The organism is Vagococcus sp. AM17-17, from assembly GCF_003471765.1.
Lineage (GTDB): Bacteria > Bacillota > Bacilli > Lactobacillales > Vagococcaceae > Vagococcus > Vagococcus teuberi.
Window position 1 is genome coordinate 245 of sequence record NZ_QRJY01000017.1, and the last position, 19813, is coordinate 20057.

22 protein-coding genes and 1 pseudogene are annotated in these 19813 nt (G+C 33.8%); 3 read left to right on the forward strand and 20 right to left on the reverse strand.

The features are described from left to right. Positions 1-153: 153 nt before the first annotated feature. The 4 genes from DW196_RS10260 to DW196_RS10275 are packed head-to-tail and all read right to left on the reverse strand — an operon-like array spanning position 154 to position 3949. Positions 154-390 carry an LPXTG cell wall anchor domain-containing protein gene (locus DW196_RS10260; protein ID WP_118251187.1) on the reverse strand — a complete coding sequence of 79 codons (237 nt, stop codon included), beginning with the start codon at positions 388-390 and terminating at the stop codon, positions 154-156. 32 nt (positions 391-422) lie between these two features. Next, positions 423-1109 carry a hypothetical protein gene (locus tag DW196_RS10265; protein WP_118251188.1) on the reverse strand — a complete coding sequence of 229 codons (687 nt, stop codon included), beginning with the start codon at positions 1107-1109 and terminating at the stop codon, positions 423-425. Between the two features lie 28 nt (positions 1110-1137). After that, a complete protein-coding gene (locus DW196_RS10270) occupies positions 1138-1671 on the reverse strand; it encodes a hypothetical protein (protein WP_118251189.1) in 534 nt (177 codons plus the stop codon). 19 nt (positions 1672-1690) lie between these two features. Further along, on the reverse strand, positions 1691-3949 hold the full coding sequence (locus DW196_RS10275; protein WP_147408686.1) for a hypothetical protein: 2259 nt from the start codon (positions 3947-3949) through the stop codon (positions 1691-1693). A gap of 497 nt (positions 3950-4446) precedes the next feature. Here DW196_RS10275 and DW196_RS10280 point away from each other — a divergent pair, with 497 nt between their 5' ends. Then, positions 4447-4755, forward strand: coding sequence for an IS30 family transposase (locus DW196_RS10280; RefSeq protein WP_118251191.1), 309 nt, complete (start codon positions 4447-4449; stop codon positions 4753-4755). A 163-nt stretch (positions 4756-4918) separates the two neighbouring features. On the opposite strand, the gene DW196_RS10285 is transcribed toward DW196_RS10280, so the two are convergent. The 8 genes from DW196_RS10285 to DW196_RS10320 are packed head-to-tail and all read right to left on the reverse strand — an operon-like array spanning position 4919 to position 13051. Beyond that, a complete protein-coding gene (locus DW196_RS10285; RefSeq protein ID WP_158563569.1) occupies positions 4919-5548 on the reverse strand; it encodes a WxL domain-containing protein in 630 nt (209 codons plus the stop codon). Between the two features lie 16 nt (positions 5549-5564). Then, a complete protein-coding gene (locus tag DW196_RS10290) occupies positions 5565-6203 on the reverse strand; it encodes a WxL domain-containing protein (protein ID WP_118251193.1) in 639 nt (212 codons plus the stop codon). Between the two features lie 26 nt (positions 6204-6229). Beyond that, a complete protein-coding gene (locus tag DW196_RS10295) occupies positions 6230-6970 on the reverse strand; it encodes a WxL domain-containing protein (protein WP_071457716.1) in 741 nt (246 codons plus the stop codon). A 27-nt stretch (positions 6971-6997) separates the two neighbouring features. After that, positions 6998-7792 (reverse strand): WxL domain-containing protein, encoded by a 795-nt coding sequence (locus DW196_RS10300; protein WP_117973911.1) that lies wholly within the window; start codon positions 7790-7792, stop codon positions 6998-7000. Positions 7793-7807: 15 nt separating this feature from the next. Beyond that, a complete protein-coding gene (locus DW196_RS10305) occupies positions 7808-8548 on the reverse strand; it encodes a WxL domain-containing protein (protein WP_118251194.1) in 741 nt (246 codons plus the stop codon). A gap of 1 nt (position 8549) precedes the next feature. Further along, complete coding sequence (locus DW196_RS10310) at positions 8550-8936, reverse strand: hypothetical protein (RefSeq protein WP_118251195.1); 387 nt, start codon at positions 8934-8936, stop codon at positions 8550-8552. 26 nt (positions 8937-8962) lie between these two features. Beyond that, on the reverse strand, positions 8963-11896 hold the full coding sequence (locus DW196_RS10315; RefSeq protein ID WP_118251196.1) for a hypothetical protein: 2934 nt from the start codon (positions 11894-11896) through the stop codon (positions 8963-8965). A gap of 6 nt (positions 11897-11902) precedes the next feature. After that, the gene (locus tag DW196_RS10320; protein WP_118251197.1) at positions 11903-13051 is read right to left on the reverse strand and encodes a DUF916 and DUF3324 domain-containing protein; all 1149 of its coding nucleotides are present in this window, start codon (positions 13049-13051) and stop codon (positions 11903-11905) included. A gap of 438 nt (positions 13052-13489) precedes the next feature. Here DW196_RS10320 and DW196_RS10325 point away from each other — a divergent pair. Further along, positions 13490-13846, forward strand: a pseudogene (locus DW196_RS10325) (5-methyltetrahydropteroyltriglutamate--homocysteine methyltransferase); the annotation flags it as partial. Between the two features lie 52 nt (positions 13847-13898). On the opposite strand, the gene DW196_RS10330 reads toward DW196_RS10325, so the two are convergent. Genes DW196_RS10330 through DW196_RS10350 form a run of 5 tightly spaced genes read right to left on the reverse strand, consistent with a single transcriptional unit; the run spans position 13899 to position 17463 of the window. After that, positions 13899-14516 carry an alpha/beta hydrolase gene (locus DW196_RS10330; RefSeq protein WP_118251198.1) on the reverse strand — a complete coding sequence of 206 codons (618 nt, stop codon included), beginning with the start codon at positions 14514-14516 and terminating at the stop codon, positions 13899-13901. A 14-nt stretch (positions 14517-14530) separates the two neighbouring features. Then, entirely contained in the window at positions 14531-15139 is a 609-nt protein-coding gene (locus DW196_RS10335) for a flavin reductase family protein (protein ID WP_118251199.1), read from the reverse strand. Between the two features lie 11 nt (positions 15140-15150). Further along, positions 15151-16038: a VOC family protein gene (locus DW196_RS10340; RefSeq protein WP_118251200.1), complete on the reverse strand. Its 888-nt coding sequence runs from the start codon at positions 16036-16038 to the stop codon at positions 15151-15153. A 12-nt stretch (positions 16039-16050) separates the two neighbouring features. Then, positions 16051-17010: a ring-cleaving dioxygenase gene (locus DW196_RS10345; RefSeq protein ID WP_118251201.1), complete on the reverse strand. Its 960-nt coding sequence runs from the start codon at positions 17008-17010 to the stop codon at positions 16051-16053. A gap of 21 nt (positions 17011-17031) precedes the next feature. Further along, positions 17032-17463 (reverse strand): MarR family winged helix-turn-helix transcriptional regulator, encoded by a 432-nt coding sequence (locus tag DW196_RS10350; RefSeq protein WP_071457729.1) that lies wholly within the window; start codon positions 17461-17463, stop codon positions 17032-17034. A 307-nt stretch (positions 17464-17770) separates the two neighbouring features. Between DW196_RS10350 and DW196_RS10355 the strand changes: the two genes are divergently transcribed. Beyond that, a complete protein-coding gene (locus DW196_RS10355; protein WP_118251202.1) occupies positions 17771-17866 on the forward strand; it encodes a type I toxin-antitoxin system Fst family toxin in 96 nt (31 codons plus the stop codon). Positions 17867-18001: 135 nt separating this feature from the next. Here DW196_RS10355 and rpsI read toward each other — a convergent pair whose 3' ends face one another. The 3 genes from rpsI to truA form a co-directional block, all read right to left on the reverse strand. Continuing rightward, entirely contained in the window at positions 18002-18394 is a 393-nt protein-coding gene (rpsI, locus tag DW196_RS10360; RefSeq protein WP_071457734.1) for a 30S ribosomal protein S9, read from the reverse strand. 13 nt (positions 18395-18407) lie between these two features. Beyond that, complete coding sequence (rplM, locus tag DW196_RS10365; protein WP_071457735.1) at positions 18408-18851, reverse strand: 50S ribosomal protein L13; 444 nt, start codon at positions 18849-18851, stop codon at positions 18408-18410. 128 nt (positions 18852-18979) lie between these two features. Then, positions 18980-19744, reverse strand: a complete 765-nt coding sequence (gene truA / locus DW196_RS10370; protein WP_118251203.1) for a tRNA pseudouridine(38-40) synthase TruA — start codon at positions 19742-19744, stop codon at positions 18980-18982. Between the last annotated feature and the right edge of the window lie 69 nt (positions 19745-19813).

Consider the following 19813-nt stretch of genomic DNA (forward strand, 5'->3'; position numbering starts at 1 on the left):
CTAAAAAGCTTTCTAGATCCTAAATTCTAACGTTTGAACTTTTACCAACACTAGTTGACAAAGAGCCAGAATTTCTTCCCTCACTTGATAAACTTCATTCTAACAAAAATCCTACGTCTATATATTAACATAAACAACGATTTTATTAATCATCTATTGATTACGAGTTTTTGAACTTTTTTTTATATAATATATAATTAATAAAATTAAAACAATCGTTAGTCCTAGGCCCAATATATATATATTCCTATACTCACTAGTTTTAGGTAATTTACCATAGTACGTATTTGATACTGAAGAGAATTTAATTGTATTCGAAGAAGGTATTTGGTGTATCTGTACCGTTGCTTCTTGACCAATTATCCCTGTTATATCTACTTGATTAGACATAACCGTCCTCCTTCACAACTTAAATTTTAATCCTATTTCCAATCTGAAGGCACAGAGAATGTCAAACCTAATGTATAATTACTACTATAAACACCATCCAAATTTGAACCAATTTCCCCTGCATAGCTAAATGTCAAAATATTAGATCCAGAAACAGCTTCTTCTGACGATTTATTCTTTCCTTCCTGGTTAGCTAACCGAGTCAACTCACTTGATAACGATGCTACTGGAGATCCATTTTTAATAATATTCGTCGAAGAAGCATGTGTTACTCCTCCTTCAGAGATTAGATTAACTTCAACATTTTTGTTACTAGTTGTGGTATCACTAATTTTCTTTCCATCTTTTTGTGCTGGATTCCCACTTTCAGTTAATCCATTTAAATTAACTATTACAGGTCTACCTGAATTATTTTTTATTGTATATTTTGGCGAAGTAATCGCTGAGTTAGCTGTTGTTCCTGCTGAATAAAAGTACGTTTGAGTGGGAACTGTTACATTTATCCAAGCTTTATCTCCTTCATCTATTGGAGAGGCCGGATCTGTATTATCCACACCTAATGTTCCTTGTACAGGGATAGTCGCACTATCTTCCCCAATGTATGTTCTAGAACCATCTCTAGTACCTAGATCGTCCCCTGTTTGATCTGCTGATACCTGCACTGCTGTAAAAGAAACTACACTTGTTGCTACTAATAAACCTAATAATGTTTTTTTCATAATATATTCTCCTTTTTTGTTTTTATATCTATTCATCAACTATAATAGTTAATAACGCTTTAACTTGTCCTTGCTTTTTTTTTGTATCTGGATTATAGATATCAAATGTTGCTGTGACTGGATACGTTCCTGAATCTAATTTTTGTAGTAATGTAGCTTCTTTTATTTCTTCTCCCGGTTGAATAGCTCCTGATTCATAAAGAACAGAGTTATTACTATCTAAAGTAACTATGACATTTACAGGCTGAGAGTTTTGAGGTGGGTTTTGAATTGCTAAACCTCCTGTCATTGTATCTTTATTAAAATAAGCTTCTGAAACGATTTTCATATTAAAATTACTGCTGTCTACTGCTTTTTGAGCATACTGTGTCAACTCTTTTTCAGTCATTTTTGAAGCATCTTTCCCTTCAGGTAAAAAATCTCCTGCGACTACAGTAGCTACTTCAGTTTGTTTGTCAAAAAAAATTTTATAGATGAAAAAACCACCGATAATAAATAACAAAAGTAAAAGTAATAATAACAACCTACGCTTTTTTTTTTGTTTATTCTCTTCCTTTATCATAAAATTGTATGCCTTTCATTTATTTTGATTTTATTAAAAAATCTAGATTATAGTCTACCACTGCTGGTGTTCGCGTCAAAAAAGGGCCGCTGTATTTTCCATTGATGTAAAATTTTTTTATACTACCCTGTGTATCCCAATAAGGCTGAAGTTCTAATGTAGGCGAACTAGTCAAATTCCCTAAGTTGATTTGAAAATCTCCAGTAGTTGAAAACAAGTTCAAAAATAACAGTTTATTACTCCCGCTATCTGGTGGGCTAGGAATCATAGTCACTTGATTATTTGTATTTTCACTCAGACGACTTAGCGTGACTTCTACGACTTGGTTACTCTGATTTGATATTGGATAGGTTACCGATTCGTTGAAAGTCAGTCCAAAATTTCCATTTACTAATTTATAGCTGATATTTTCATTAATATCAATCAGTGAAGGAAAGGTCACTACTTGATAAGGACTAATTGTTGTATCAGTATGTTTCCATTTACTATAAAAAATTTGACCGCCATTTTTAGGGATGATAGCTAAGCGTCCGTACACCATATAATGGCCAGAAAACAGCCGGTCTAAATGTGCAACTGTGGATTGATCACCAGTCTCTGTCGCGATAGAAGGCAAACTGCTTATCTCAGAATAGATACTCCCACCTAAATGTGTAGGAGGTGTTGATTCATTATACTGACTATGTAATGTAGAGTCATCTAAAATAACACCAACATCGTTTGTAATATAATACTGTGCTTTATAAGTATAACTAGCGTCTAGAGTACTTGACACACCTGTCAGACGACTTGAAATTTTACTATAAGGAGAGCTTTCTGATTTATTAAATCCAGATAAACCTTCAGATGTAATGTCACCCACCTTAACAGCAGGTTCATAAATAATCGCACTATATTTTAATAGGTCATTTGTTGCAATATTACTATTTAATCCTGGCAAAATCAGTTCACTTACCTTTGTTTTTTCACTTGCTTTTTCTGTTTTAGATAAATTATAGATTGTATTATTCAAGCTATTATTTGTCACCTTAAGGCTCGTGCTACTATCTAAAGCCGAATTTGTATTTAATTCATTTACAAATCGAACACTGGCTGGATCTATAGTATTTATATCAATTGCTCCATTTTGAAATGGTAAATCTACCGTTATAAAATTCACCTTAGATTCATTTGCAGTTGATATATTCAAATTTTGTTTATTATAAAATAGTTTATTAAATCTCGCATTAGTTTTTCCAGATCGTATCACTTTTTGATAATTTAATGGGTCACCAAAAACAGTTTGCGGATCTATATATGTTAAGTTGTTATCAAACATATAAGTAAATTCTGCACTATCTGATACATTTAAATTCACTGAGTATGCTGCTGGATAAATCATGCACTCTTTACCCGATTGAATAAATACTTTTGCATTGTCCTCTACATTCATGTCTATATTAGATCTCGCCCAGATAAATGCAAGAGCCTCTCCCGATTTTTGTACAATAGAGGTTTGACTGCCTTCTTTAAAGTTGAGCGTTCCTGAAAATTCAGCAAATTCTTGGTTATTACTTCCATTACTTGACACAGTAAACGAGTTATTTCCACTAAAATTTAATGAACTGTTACTTCCCATTATAAAAAAGGGTTGGCCCCCAACTTCTGCATAATAATTGACGTTTTCAATATTGATACTATTGTTTCTATCTGTACTATAACACAATCCATAATAAGTACTTCTCGGTGATTCACTTGAACCAAAATTTATATTTTTAAATTTTATTGACATATCACTAGTACCCAAAGAAAATATCCCGTGCGCTACAGTTGACCCACTATAATAAATAGAATAATTTTCTGTAGAAGTTGAATCCTTAGAACCGTCTATGATAATAGGATTTTTATTGTTTGTAAATTCTGAGAATGTGCCATTTGCAGTAATATCATTCTTCAACTGAATATAAACAGTTCCTGAATTAACCGAATTTGTATAATCCGCTTTATTAATTATTTTAATTATTTCTGTCATCTGATCTGCCGTATAGATTAAAAAAGGATCAGTCATTGTACCATTTCCAGTCAATGATTTAGTTAAAAATAATGAAATCTCTCTTTCATCTGATTTGCTACTTACTTCTTCAGAAAAAGGTGAATTTGTATCACTAGTTTCAACATAATTTGATGCAGTTGTTGTCTCTTCGGTATAGGTTCCAAAAAAACTTTTGCTTGTCGTATTAATCTTCGCTTCCGTACTACTATGTTCGCTAATATATGACGATGTCGTGCTATCTTGCATCAACATATCTATGCCATCGTTTTCAGCGGCTAAAGCTAAGGTACCAAATAGTACAATACATACACTTAAGAGCGCGATACCTATTTTTTTTTTCACATAATCCCTACCTTCTAACCTCAAAATACACCATAACAAAAATAAAATACGTGAAGAATATAGACTCACATAGGATTATAACATAAAACGTGTATATTTTACAAAAAAATTTATTTGATTATTTTGATAGTGTATAATGACTCCTTTTGCATGAATTTAATTTGGTTAATTGTAGAATCAAGTTAGCCACCCTAAAATAATAAAAAAACCATGGTAAAAATTCATGTATCATTGAAGTATCCACCCAACAACGAAAGGAATTTTTATCATGGAACAAACTCAGAATACCACACAAAAACTTCAATAAGAGGCTGAAACGTGGTACAACAACACAAATTAAAGAAAATAACAAACCTAGACAACTCTATTTTGCTGAAACAGGACAAGCTAGCTTTAGCAAGATGTTTCAATCAATTACTGCTGATAATGGTAGTGAATTTAGCTCGCTACATGATACTCTCCAACAAATAACTGATGTCTATTTTGCTCATCCTTATTCTTCCTGGGAACGAGGTACAAATGAAAGACATAATGGTTTATTAAGACAATTTGTTCCGAAAGGAACTCCAATTTGTCACTACTCAAAACAGTTCATTCAACTAGCTACTGAAAAGATTAATCTTTTACCACGTAAAATCTTAAATTATAGACAACCAGCAATATTATTTTTAGAAGAAATTCAAAAGCTTAAAATCAAAACATGTTGGTAAAAATGGATTTTAATAGAATAACATAGAAATTTAGATGTTTTTGCCTAGGTGGCTAACTTAATATTGCAATTTAGAAAAGAAATTCAGTCTGCTTATCAAGCAATAAATTATTGACTTAACTAAAATTTTTGGGGAAACCTTTTAAGATAGAGTAACCAGCTATTTAATGTGACACTGGTGAGTCAGTTAATGTATAAGTCAATGTTGCTGTATAAGTATCTTGTAAATTTCCAGCTGGGATTTTTAATTGAATTTTATCTGTTGGGTACTGTATAGTCCAGCTACCATAACCTTTACCGACATCAGCTGTCACAATATTAACAGCATCTTCACCAGAAGACACAACCTTTCCTTTGTCATCTCCAGTAAAGGCATTATCTGTAGTTAATGTATTAGGTAAAATGGCACTAGTATCACCACTTGTTGTGGTTGTTGGTGTCACACTAGGATAAAACAATTGAGCACCAGTCAGTTGCTTACCTTTAGTACTTCCTGTAAAATGACTCAATTTGGTAGACAATTGCCATCCAGGAGCATTACCACTTAATTCTTGAATAGAAATATTCACATCATTTGAATTAGTTGTTACGATATCTTCTGCTGAAATAGTCGCATCTTTAAATGTAATATCTGATGCCTCTGTCAATTTTAATGTCTCTGTCGGAGCCACCAAATTAAATGTAGCAGTCGCATCTTGATTAACGGATGCAGCAAATGTCACACTACTTGTCATTAAAGCAATAGCTGACAAGCTTAACCCAAAGAGTATGTTCTTTATATTATGTGATTTCATTCTATCTCCTCCTAAATTATATTGTTGGTCCATCTGTTAAGGTATAAGTCAATGATGATTCATAGTTTCCCGCAAGGTTACCTGCAGGTATGTTTAATTCTAATTTATGAGTTGCATCATACGTTCCCGTCCATTGACCATTTCCTTTTCCAGATACAGATTTTATTAATACTTTATTACTTGGTGTATCTGAAGATTTAATCCTTAAACCCTTGACTAAAGAATCTTCAAAGCTTTCATCCGTTGAGAGAGTTTCAGGTGTACGCTCAGCAACATCAACTGTTGCATTTGTCGTCAATGTAATGGCTGGATAAAACAATTGAACTCCTTTTAATACTCGACTATTGGAGGAATCTTTAAATTCACCTAAAGATACAGAAAGAGACCAACCCGGAGCATCTCCACGAATATCAGTTATGACAAGATTAGGTGATTGTTCTTCTGTTAATGTCATATCTGTAATACCTATTGCCTTAGATCCAAAATTTAAATCAGATGCTTTAGTAATCTCTAACAATGAAACAGAAGGATCGGTATTTTCGATTAAGTTAACTGTCGCTTTTTGTGTCTTAGGTTCCATATCTACTGCTAATACAGTTTCCCCTATGATTAGAGTAGATAAAAGTAAGGTACAACAAAACCATATTTTTTTCATAGTACTTCTCCTAACTTGTAATCTGTTTATTTTACGCCATCAACTAATTGCCAAGTCAATGTTGCTTTATAACCAGTGTTTGCAGTGATACTATTAGTTGGAGCACTAAAAACAATATGTTCATTATCTGTTGCACCAGCTTCTGCTGTATATCTTGCTAACCATGTTCCTCGTCCTGTTCCCTTATCAGCTGATAACAAGGTTTGTACCCCTGTATTACCAGCAGACAAACTAATATCATGTGTCTTAGCAAGGTCAACATCACTACCATTTACAGTATCATTACTTGTAACAGCTTCACCATTTTTAAATGATATAGTAGCACCCGTAATTGGCTTATTCGTATTTTTAGTATCAGTTGGAACAAAATCTCCTAGAGATACATTTAATTTCCAACCTGCTGCAGTTCCTCTTAAATCACTAACTTGATAAAATCTAGGCGTATCATTCTTAACATTGGCTGTCACAGTTTTACTTGTAATCTCAATATCACTACCAAAATCTAAGTTAGATAAATAGTTAATTTGTAAAGCACCAGTTTGTCCAGTTGTATTTCCATCATTTGGATCGGTTGGACCTGGTTTAGTAGGGTCTTTGGGATCAGTTGGGTTAACAGGTTTCACAGGAGTATTTCCTCCTGCAATGGCTTTAATCGTTGCGTTTGATTCAGCATTTTCTCCTTCTGCTGCCATAATGGTTGTACCAAAAGATGCCATAAAAATCGCACTTAAAGAAATCACACTGATTAATTTGACTTGTTTTTTCATTATACTCTCTCCTTTTTATACTCTCTCTTATTCAGCAGTTGGTGCAGCTGGTGAGTCTGATAAGTTCCATGTAAGTGTTGCTTGATATTGACCTGCATAATTATTTCCTGGAACAGATAATTGAATCGGTTTTTTTTCAGTAGTTGATCCATCTGATAATTCTAGTGCTCTCGAATTATAACGTGCTTCCCATAATCCCATACCTTGATCTTTAGCAGCAGACATCAACACTTTTGCCGTACCACCTGCATCAAACGTTTTAGCAAAACTGGTAGGTGCTACACTATGAGAGGCATCTTTGGTTGTATTAGGTGTAATTTCTGGGAAAGATAATTGTGCCCCTTTTAACGTATGTTCAGTATCATCTGATGCAACATTTTGTTCAACAAAATCACCCAATGTTAAGGTTAAATTCCAACCAGCACCTGTCCCACGACGGTCAGTCACACTATAACCCGGTGTATAGACAGTATCATCTTTTGATATATCTGTGTTGTCCACCACACCGATATTAGTAATAGGTGTACCAGTAGATTTAACATATAGCGCATCTCTGGTTGTAGTCGTTGATGTTAATGATATAGCATCAAAATACAGATCCGTTGCACTCGTAATCCCCAGATCTTTTACTGGTAACATTGGGCCAGTAGATGGATATGGGTCTGTACTTGGAGGTGTAATAACGTCAGAACCTGCAGTAATTTGAACATTGGCTGTACCAGTTTTATTAAGACCTTGTGCTTCTTCAGCTACAGTTAATTGGCTAACACTAAAAAGAGTTCCTAAAACTAACAAACTAGATAAATAAATATTTTTTTTCATGTGAATTCTCCTTTTTTATTTTACTGGACTTGCTGATGGGCTATCAGATAATGCCCAAGTAACCGTTCCTTGATACGTCCCAATCATATTACCTGATGGAACAACTAATTGAATATCATCTGCTACGTCCTTCTCTAAACCTGTTGCGTCTTTATTATAAAAAACTTTAAACGTCCCCATACCTTGACCTTTTTCAGCCGTTATAATTTTTTGAAAACTATTTTTGTTTTCAGCATTTGGTGCGTACTCATTTAGCGTTGGTGTAATACCAGCGTCATCTTGTGCCACAGCATTGTCACTACCTGCTACAACTGATCCATTATTTAATGTAATATAAGCACCGCTTAACGTATTCGTTGTTCCTGGATTCGTCGTTGAATCAGTTAGTTCACTTTGTTTTATTTGTAAGTTCCAACCAGCACCTGTTCCTCGTGTATCGGTTACTTGAATGTTTCTTTTGGCAATAGATTCTGCTCCATCATTTTTTAATGAAATTTTTTGTGTTCGTCCACTTAAATTCATGTCTTTAAAATTAAAAACAATGACATTATCGATACTTAGAGGACCACTTTGTCCAGTCTCGCCAGAAGGGGTATCAGGATTTTCTGGTTTTGTTGGCTCTTTAGCACCAGGATTTACCATAATAGTTGCCTCTGAGTTAATTTGTCCATTTTCTTCGACAGTCACTGCATAGGTTTGTAACCCTGCGACTAATACAGTTGAACTAATTAGTAATGTTCCTAACATTTTTTTCATTTTATATCTTCTCCTTTTGACTAAATTTTTTTTCAATAAAAATAGATTTGATTTCCTTTCTAAAAATAATAAAAAGTAATAAAAAACCTATCATCGATACTCCTATACCTAATGCTTCCCCAGTAGAAGGAAGTCGTGCTCCTGAACTGGGAATGGTGCTTGACGCCTTATTATTTGACGATGAATCGCTATTTCCATTCGTTTCTTTTATAGTTTTTCTAGAAAAACTGATGGTTGCGTGAGAATTCACCTTGGCGCTTGATGATGAAATATCAGATTCTGAAATGATTGTTTCAGATATACTCTCTTTTGTCTCAGCTGTCACTTGGACTTGATAACCGAATATAACAATCATCGCTAAAGAACATAGATAAAGTAATTTCTTCATTTTCACATCCCTCTCTTTTATTTATGCTAAGGTGAATCTTCCAACGTCCATAAAAGTTCCCCTGAGTAACTACCTTTTAAATTACCAGCCTCTTGCTTTAAGAATATGCCCGTGTCTTTATTTTTTAACTGTATGTGACTAAATAACTGATTATCTTTTTGTGTCTCAATAATAGTCGCTGATTTCCCTATACGTAAGGTATCTCCTAGTATATCTTTATAGATAACATTCCCTATAAAAGGAGACTTTTTCCCATTGACTTGTGTGATGCCTGAAGGTAGCGACGCTTTTAATTTCCACGTTGAATCTTGAATGGTATTTATAATAGAAAGAGACTTATCACTTGAATCACTCAATGGTGTTTCAGTGTCTTCTGCAGAGATAGTAACCGAACCAAAGTCTAATTTCTCAGCAATATCTTTAAATTTTAATTGCCCTTCGTACTCATAAATAATGGAAAAATCGTCATTTGGTACAGTGTCTGACTTAGTCATTTCTTTATCATGTTGATAAATTTTGTAATCTGACACAATTACAGGATTATACCCTTCATAATTTAAAACTATTTTTTTATCAGAAATTAACTTATTTAAAACTTCTTCTATATTGTCTCCAATAATTTCTTCATAAGCATCATTTTTTACTAGTGATTTATTTTCTAAATCACTATAAATAGGTGTGTCCGTTCCCTTATATACTTGTTTAATAGTCATCTTAACGGTACTAGGCACCAAGGTAACTTTTATTATTTTGGTATAAGAGTTAACCTTTACAGGAATATCATACGTTTTATTTGGCTCCCAGTTGTTACTAGGTATAGTTATCAACATGTTATTTGGATCAGTCGACACATCTGTAATGGTGTTTCCCGATATAGCATATCCCTTTGTATTCCCATAATCCTTTGATAAGACGAACTCTCTTTTCTGACTGTCTGACGCGTTTACCCATGTTAGATAATCGATATTGTAGTCTTTTCCGAAAACATAACCATCTGTAATGTTTTCGCCTTTTGGATGTACAACCACTTTTGTGGATACGAGTGTTTTATTTCCCGCTTCATCAATAACGTTTATACCAATATCATGAACACCTAACTCATTGACCATCTTAGTTCGTTCAGCATCGCTATTGACAAATTCAACTGTCATCTTGTCATTTGTTGTGGTTTCGTCGCTATAAGTCGAAATACCATCCAATGGATTACTTAATTTAGTGGTACTTCCTAAATCAGCTTTTATTAATTTAGGTGTAGCTTTTGGTGGGATGGTATCTTTTACGGTAAATTTGATTTGAGTGGCTAGCCGTTTATCTGTGTCCACTAAGTCAACGGTACCTATCGTTCCACCTTTAACTGTTGATAAATCCAAGTCTGCAAAGCCCCATGTCCCATCGTCTGTTGTTTGTGTCGTATAAGTCTTTCCATTTAACTTCATTGTTACAGTTGCATTTGACACTGCTTTATCTAACTTCACGTTTCCTGGTAAATAATAATCTGTTGTACCGCTAAAGGTAGTATCCCCGTTATTTAAAAAAGCTTGATCAGATTCAGTGATAAATGTCGGATCTAGCACTATCATAGGAAGCTCGACATTATTAGATATACGACTGTAATCGTTTATTTTAAATGTGTCAGGTGTTAATGTCGGATCAGACGAGCTAACGTTATTTGCAACATACCTATTAAAATTAAGCAAGCTCATCCAGTCCACATTCTGCCAAATCTTTGTAGGATTTCCGATACCTTTATCATTTTTAAGCCAAACACCAATACTTTGATCATATAAATATAAATTAGATTGTGGTGAGTTAGCCTGATCAAACGAATAGAAGAAATTTCCTGTACCAAAGTAGCGCATATCCAACACACCGGGTTTATAAACATATAAATTAGTATTGTAGGTAAATAACGTCCCATAAGTTGCTGTTTCATTAGTTGATGATACTTTAAACTCGGCTCCTTGATTAACATATATATTTGCCTGACCATTAAACGTACCTGCTTGATTATTATAAGGCGTCCCAATATTACGACTAGAAGCTGTTGTTCTCAAGGAAGTTCCGACTGATGTCGCTTCTAAACTTCCATCCACATTAATAATTGAAAAGTTTCCAATGTTATTAGCATAGGCTAAATAACCTCTATTGTTATTTGCATTATTAGTATTATTTAACACAACATGGCTATTTTTACCAATGTATATTCTTCTATCCCCTACTGATTGAGACATTGATGTTGGTCCACCATTGGTTTTATTAATATACGAATTATTATAACCATCAAATGTTAGATTCACGCCTCCAGATGCATTACCTCTATCATTTGGTGATCCATTTCCAAAAGAATAACCGTTAAAGTCGCCTAAAAACGTCATATTTCCAGCACGTATATTTTGTGCATAGGTCTCCACTGTTACTGTACCTAAAGAGAACACATTCGTTGCCAATCCAACAAAAAAGTTACCACCATTATCATTACTTTTATACGCTATGTCTTCAAATACAACATTTATATTTTTTTGATAAGAAACATTTAAAAAGGCCGAATTTTGAGTATCGCGGCTTCCTGGACTTTGTGTAACAGGTCCTCCGATGATTTTTCCATTAAATAATTTAAACTGATTTGTCGTACTAGTTCTATCTACCAATAAATAACCGTTTGTCCCTGCATTTAATGTATGACCATTTAGGTTTAATTCTTTATCGCCGTTAATAATAATACTACTGGTTATGGTCATATCATTTTGAAGTTCAATACTTACTTTAGAAGTGGAACTATTAAGTGCTGTACTTAATTCAGATAATGAACTAACCTTTGTTACAGTGTAATCATCGAACTCCGGAACATCTAAAGGGGCTTGATCAATTGTGTATGGCTCTCCTACCGCTTCAACAAAACTTGGATAAGATAAACTCCAAAAAAGAATGAGACTAAATACTATCACCCATGTTTTTTTCAATCTTTTCTACTCCCTTCTATCAGATTTTCTACTCCTTTTTTTACTCCCTCCTTTATGACCACCTTTTGTTTTATGACCTGTAGCATGAGAACTTCTTTTCGCTTTGTTTTGTTGCTGTTTTAATTTTTCTCTATGTCGTAAAACTAAGACTAATAAAATCAAAGATAAAAGGATAAATATGGCAATGATTAGAATATATAACCAATACGGTTTTTTTGGTTCTTCTAGTTCTACTGCCTCTTTGTTTAACTTGTTACTCTCATCCTTAGTAATCGTAAAATCTTTAGTAAATTGCCACTTTTTAGTACCCGATGTTGCTAACAGAGATAACGTATATTCTCCTGGATCTAATCGCTCGTTATTCCACATAATAGGGTAGTCAAAATTAGAGTTAGGTGCCATCTCTAACCCCTTTTTAGTATCACTTTTTAAAACCTCTTTTTTTCCTTTTTCAGTCACTTTGGCTTCTACTGTCATATCTCCAAACATAGTTGGTTCCGTATTCTGTAAATTAGCTGTAACTGCTGTACGATAAGACACTAAATCAGGTTTTACCTCATTCAGTACCACTTCAGGTTTTACCGTTTCCTCACTTTCTCTTAACATAACCGCTTTAACCAGTTGAAATTTATTAACAATTTTTACCCCTCCAGATGCGGAATTATCTGTTCCTTGTTCAGATTCAACCACATCTACCAAAAAACCACCGAGAATCATTCCTTTGAATGGCTCTTTAGGAACCGTCAGCTCAAACGTAACCTCTTCGCTTTTACCAGCCGGAACGGTTACTTGCTTTTCCTTCTCAACCAAACTTGTAAAAGGTATTTTTAGATTAGAATCGTACTTGTAATCTTTATCTTGTCTAGAGTAGTCAATAACACCATTTTGATTGGTAATAGCATTTGTTGGCGTCACTCGTAATGTTTTTTCCTCTTTGCCAGTGTTGCTCACAATCACTGTTAATGTTTCTTTTTGACCAGGTTCTACTAATAAATCATAATAAGTTGCTTGCTTATCTATTTGGTTAGATACCGGTTTGACAGATATTGTATATGTCAAATCTTCATTTGAAGCATACGCAACTTTTGTAAAAATAACTGGACTAGTCAATACAATCAATAGGCATACTCTTTTTATCAATTTTTTTAAATCCATTTTTTTACTCCTTCACCTATTTTTTTATAAAAGTTCAAATTTCTTTTTACAAAATACCCCCCCACAATAAAGAACAAAAAAACTATTTCTATATAAATAAATATTTAAATAGTTTTAAATGTATAAAAAAATACTTAATATATAATTTTTCAAAAAACACCTTATATATATATATATATTACACTATTTTCATTTATTTTCCATTAATATACTATATAAGATAAAAAAAGTAACAACAAGCATACTAAAAAAACGTATAATAATTAACAAGTTTAGTTTTTGAAATAGAATATATTTAAAAAAACACCCATTGTTTTATTGGCCTATTTTAATTAAATAACTATTTTTTTATTAAGTATTCTGTATAAATATAAATAATTTACTCTTACAGACTATTTCTTTGATTAATTTTATTGTGGTAGTTACCAAACCGTTGAGAAAAAATTCTTAGGCGAGCAACACTATGACCGTTTCTTCTTAGAGTGGGATGATGAACGTGCAGGAGATATCTCAGCTTTAGAAGCTTTAAAAGATAAGCCAAATGTGGAAGTAGTATTAGGTTTACTATCAAGTAAAACAGCTACTTTAGATGATGAAACAAGAATCTATCAATTACTCGAAAAAGCGAGTCAAATTTTACCAAAAGAAAGATTACTTTTATCTCATCAATGTGGATTTGCGTCATGTGATTGTGGAAATGAATTAACCCAAGCACAACAATGGGCAAAAATTAATCAAGGACAAAAAATCGCAAAAAAATTCTGGTCTGATAGCTATGTAAATCAATATAATTAGAATAAAACAACCCACTATATTAATCCTTCACCACTATAAAAACGAGCAATGATTATTCATGCTCGTTTTGTTTTATTATCCGATGCAACCATTTTTTGGCTTTTTCAACTTCTAAATAGGTCAATTGATGCGTTAATGTCCACTCTGATAGGATATTCGCATGAAATCTTCGAAATAAAGTCAAAACTCGTTGACTTTCCTCAATGGGAACAATACTATCTTGTGTTCCTAATGTGACAAATAATTCTGTTTGACTTAAATCGTGATCCTCTAAAACATCTATTGGGTACATAGGATGAAATAATACTGCTCTTTGATACTTATCAGGGTAGTTAAGCAATAACTTAATAGCGATATTTGCACCATTAGAATAACCAACTAAGACAATCTCTTGATTAGTTAACTGACTCTTTTGCAAAAGCTCACTAATAAACCTATGTAAGTCGTTTGCACGCATTTCTAAATCTACTTCATCATAAACACCGTCACTTACTCGACTAAAAAAGCGAGACTGACCTTGTTCCAATACTTCTCCTCTAATACCTATTAATGTCGCATCTGACATTAAGTCTTTACCAACATCCAATAAAGATGATTCATTTCCACCTGTTCCGTGTAATAGTATTAAAACCGGCTGTTCCTTACCGCCATATTTAATTGTATAATTCATCGTATTTATCCCCCTTAAACCGGTCGTTCAATTGTGATGACCTCTCCTATTTTGGCATAATCATTTCCTGCAAGACGACTCATTGGACGTAACTTTTTAAAATCAATTCTACCATGATCGTATAATGTATCATCAATATGATAATAATTAACTGATAATAACAATAAATCAGCTGTCACTTGATGGTCATCTTTTATTTCAATATGTTGATACAACGTCACTTCCATCTTGATTTGAAGCTCTGACAACATCGGTACTGATATACTTTTAGCTTGATTTAATGTAAAATTCGTCAGGCTCAACTCGCTCTCATCTGAACTACAATTAGTAGCAGTTTGATTAATATCTTTGATATAAGACTCTTCAGCTATATGTACCACAGCTTCCTTACTTGTCACAATATGATGTGCTGTATCTTTCATCTGACCATTTTGTCGTTGAATCGATAACGAAATAATCGGTGGATTAGAGGTTACAATATTAAAATAACTAAATGGTGCAATGTTTAGTGTCCCATCCTTCGCTAGACTCGTAACAACTGCGACTGGTCTAGGAATGATTGAGCCAATCAGCATTTTATAATTTTCTCGTTCACTCATGGTGTTTGGATTTAGTGATAACATCTCTTTTCCTCCTATCGAAGTGGTAATAGACTTTTCTCTAATTGTGATCGCATATGCTCATATTGTGGCGGTAACATTAGCTTTTCACCTAGATGGTCTAAAGACTCATTAATGGTAAACCCCGGTTTATCCGTTGCTAATTCAAACACGATATTTCCTTTTTCAATAAAGTAAATGGCTTTAAAATACTGTCTATCTTTTATCTCTGTTACCTGATATTTTTCTTCATATAAGTAATCTTGCCATATGCGATGTGTCTCATCATCCGGAACTGACCAGGCAATATGGTGAACAGTACCTACTCCAAAACGTCCGCGTGGTAATCTTTCTTTTGGAATAACAATATGATGTTTTTCTTTACCTATTGTTTCAGCATGATAGGCATCACTATCTTCGGATACTATACTCAACCCTAAATCATCTCTTAATGTTTGCATCGTATCTTTAGGTTGGCTAGATAACAATACTGCGCCATGAAATCCCATAATTTGGTATCCGTTCATTTCTTCACCTTCTACCAAAGCTATATCTAAACCATGAGAGTCATTAAATAATAGTGTCGTTTTTCCAAATAATTGACTTATCTCAAAGGAGACATTAAAAGAAGTAAGACGTTCATTCCAATAAGCGAGACTACCTTTAGGAACTCGAAACGCAATGCGACCAACTTGTCCACTACCAACACGCCCTCGACTGGTTGTATCCCATGGGAAAAAAGTTATAATAGTCCCCGGTTCAGCTTGTTCATTACCAAAATATAAATGGTACGTTTGTGGGTCATCAAAATTAACTGTTTGTTTAACCAGTCTAAGTCCCAATATCGTTTCGTAAAATCTCACATTTTCTTTAGGATTTCCAACAATAGCAGAAATATGATGTATTCTATTTATAGATTCCATATCTAAACACCTCTATCTTTTTGTATTAAATGGTTTGATAACACTTTCTATATATTCACGTTTTTTTTCTAAAAATGGGGGTAATGATAACGCTTCGCCTAATGTTTCATAAGGCTCATCTTCCATAAATCCAGGTTCGTCTGTTGCAAGTTCTATTAAAATATGCCCTACTCTGACATAAAGTGATTCAAAATAAAAACGATTCACATAACCCGAATTAGGTAATCCTAGCTGATCAAATAACTCTTTCCATACTTGTAAAGACGCACGATGTTTCAAACGAAAGGCCAAATGATGCACTTCTCCGTATCCTTGTCTAGCATCAGGTAATTGAGTATCTTCGACTAAAATAATCCGTGTCCCATTGCCCCCTTCACCAACTTCCATCAAATGTCTGTTTCCCTCATTAGTAATTTCTTTAAACGAGAAAATGGTCTCCATTAAGGATTTAAACTCTTTAAAGTAACTAACTGTTATCTCTGTTGTACCTAAACCATATATGGCATATTCTTCAGGTACTGGACCATTTTTCCAAGCAGTTCCAGCCGCTACGCCATAATTATTTTCATCTGATATTAATTGATAACGCTGACCATCCTCATCTCTAAATGACAATACTTTTACACCAAATTCTTCTAAAATATCATCATGATCTACATTAAATTCATAAAATCGTTCTTTATAGTATTCTAATGCGGCATCAGTAGGAACTCTAAACCCTATACGCGTGATAGCATTAGTACCTCTTATACCTTTTGGATTATTAGGAAAGTCAAAAAACGTCATCGTGGTACCTGGTGTCCCATAATCATCTGCAAAATAAGTATGGTAAGTATAGATATCATCTTGATTAACCGTCTTTTTAACTAGTCTCATACCTAATATATTAGTGAAAAAGTCATAATTTTTTTTAGCATCACTTGTCATTGCTGTTATGTGGTGAATGCCTAATAATTTATCTTGTTCATTCATTTCCAATTCCTCCTGATGTCACTATTTTCCTAGTGACCTATTTAATTTGGCTAATAACTTTAATAGTTGCTCTAATTCATTTTGTTCTAAACATGACATTGAATCAGTAATAGTTTTAGCATGTTTAGGAAAAATTTCTTTCATGAGTAGTGTCCCACGCTCTGTTAATACAACAAACGTCACTCGCTTATCGTTAATATTGGTTTGTCTTGTGACAAATCCTTTTTTCTCTAATTGGTCAATAACATATGTCGTACTACTACTAGCTATCAAAATTTTCTCTTTAATCACTTGGATTGTCTGTTTTCCTTTGTGAAAGAGCAACTCCATCACCGCAAATTCGGTTATATTTAATTGATACTGCGTGACATCTTGTCTGACGATTTTTTCCAATTTATTACTTGCCCGTATCAATTGAATAAATGTGTTTAACGATTGTTCTGTTTGATTCATAGTCATCACCTCTATCATTTATTTCGAATTCGAGATAAAAATGATTAAAAAAAGATATCTCTCTTACTTGACATCATCATATAATATTACTTACAAAAAGTAAACTAATTAGACTTACTTTTAATTAGTAAAACTAAAAAATTTAGGTACGTGGATCACTACAATCTGATAAAATCAGGGTACTTTTTCAAAAAAATATTCATTCTAATCATTAAACAAAAATATTTTTTAAACAATTGAATCCTGAAATAATCCCCAAAGAAAAACTAGAAAAGGATATGTTAAAACGATAGAGGGGAATTTAAGATTGGATAAAGTTGTATCACTGATAGTTGACCCTATACTTGTCGGTATTGTTACTAACCTTTTTTCTCATTGGTTAAATGAAAAAAAGAAGCGGTAAGGGCTATATGGGCTTCTGATCTACTTAAAATAGAATTCTTAAAATTAGTGGTGTATAACAACTAATATTTATACATGACGACAAAAAAACACCCTCCAAAAACGGAGAGTGTTTTGATATTCTGTATAAAACGAATTAACGTTTTGAGAATTGAGATGCTTTACGAGCTTTTTTAAGACCTGGTTTTTTACGTTCTACCATACGAGCGTCACGTGTTAATAATCCTTCACGTTTAAGAGCTCCACGGAAGTCAGGATCTACTTGTAATAATGCACGAGCAATACCATGACGAGTTGCGCCAGATTGTCCTGCATATCCACCACCATTAACGTTTACGAAAACGTCATATGCGCCTTTTGTTTCAGTTAAAACAAGAGGTTGCATAATTACTTCACGTAAATCAGCATGTGGAATATATTCTTCGATGTCTTTGTTGTTCATAACTACTTTACCTGTTCCAGGTACTAAGCGTACGCGAGCAACAGATTTTTTACGACGGCCTGTGCCGATATATTGTACTTTAGCCAATCTATTTTCCTCCTTAAATTAGGTTTGTAATGTCTAATACTTCTGGTTTTTGAGCTTGTTGTTGATGTTCGCTTCCACCATAAACGAATAATTTAGACCATTGTTTACGTCCTAAAGTATTCTTTGGTAACATACCTTTGATAGAATTTTCAACTAAACGACGAGAGTTTTTATCACGTAGTTCACCAGCAGTGATAGATTTCAAACCACCTGGATGTTGGCTGTGACGGTAATATACTTTGTCAGTTGCTTTTTTACCAGTTAATTTTACTTTATCAGCATTAATTACAATTACATAATCACCAGTATCCACATGTGGTGTGAATGTTGGTTTATTTTTTCCACGTAAGATAGATGCTACAACTGTTGATAGACGTCCTAAAGGAACATCTGTTGCATCCACTACATACCATTTACGATCTACTTCGCCATTTTTGGCCATATATGTTGTACGCATGGGTGTTTTTCCTCCAATTTTCTTCTGTTGTTTGACATAACACAATAAGTTTCCGGGGCTCATCGTGGGGCAAACAATACCACTAACCATATTATCCTTATTTTGTTGATATGTCAACAAAATTCACATTATTTATGACACTTTTTCTCGCCGTTATAATCGACTTTCATTAAAAATAACCCCTCAGGTTGAGCAGTTGGTCCTGTCATTTTCTTGTCTTGGTTCGCTAGGGCACGTTGTATAGCGTCTTCTGGCAGTTGTCCATTTCCTATTTTTAATAACGTCCCAACAAGCATGCGCACCATTTTATATAAAAATCCATTACCCTTAAAAATAAATAATAATTCGTCTTCGCCAACTTCTTCTATTGTCACACTATAAACAGTTCGTGTCTTATCTTCCACAGAACTTCCTGTCGCACAAAATACACTAAAGTCATGTTCTCCTTCAATAAAACGTGCGGCACGCCTCATAGACTCTAAATCAAGCTCATAGCGGAAATGGGCTGCATACAATCGTTTAAATGGATTGGGAGATTTACCTGTATCGACATGATAGTGATATTCTTTACCTGTCGCCAAGTATCTCGCATGAAAATCTTCCGTTACTTCTTCAATCGATAAAATACTAATATCCTCAGGTGTTTGAGTATCTAAAGCGAAACGTAATTTTTCAACGTCTCGTTTTTGTGACAAATCAAAATGGATCACCTGACCGACTGCATGAACCCCTGAGTCCGTTCTACCAGACGGATGGATTGTCACAGGCTTTCCACTATTCAATCGCTTTAGAGTGGCTTCTATGACCTCTTGGATGGTAACAGCATTAGGTTGAATCTGAAATCCCGCATAGTTTGTTCCATCATAACTAATAATGGCTTTATATCTTGTCATTCACTTTATCTCCTTTATTTTTTGGCTCTATAATTTCTACTGTTGGTAACGAAAGTTACCAGCAGTTTT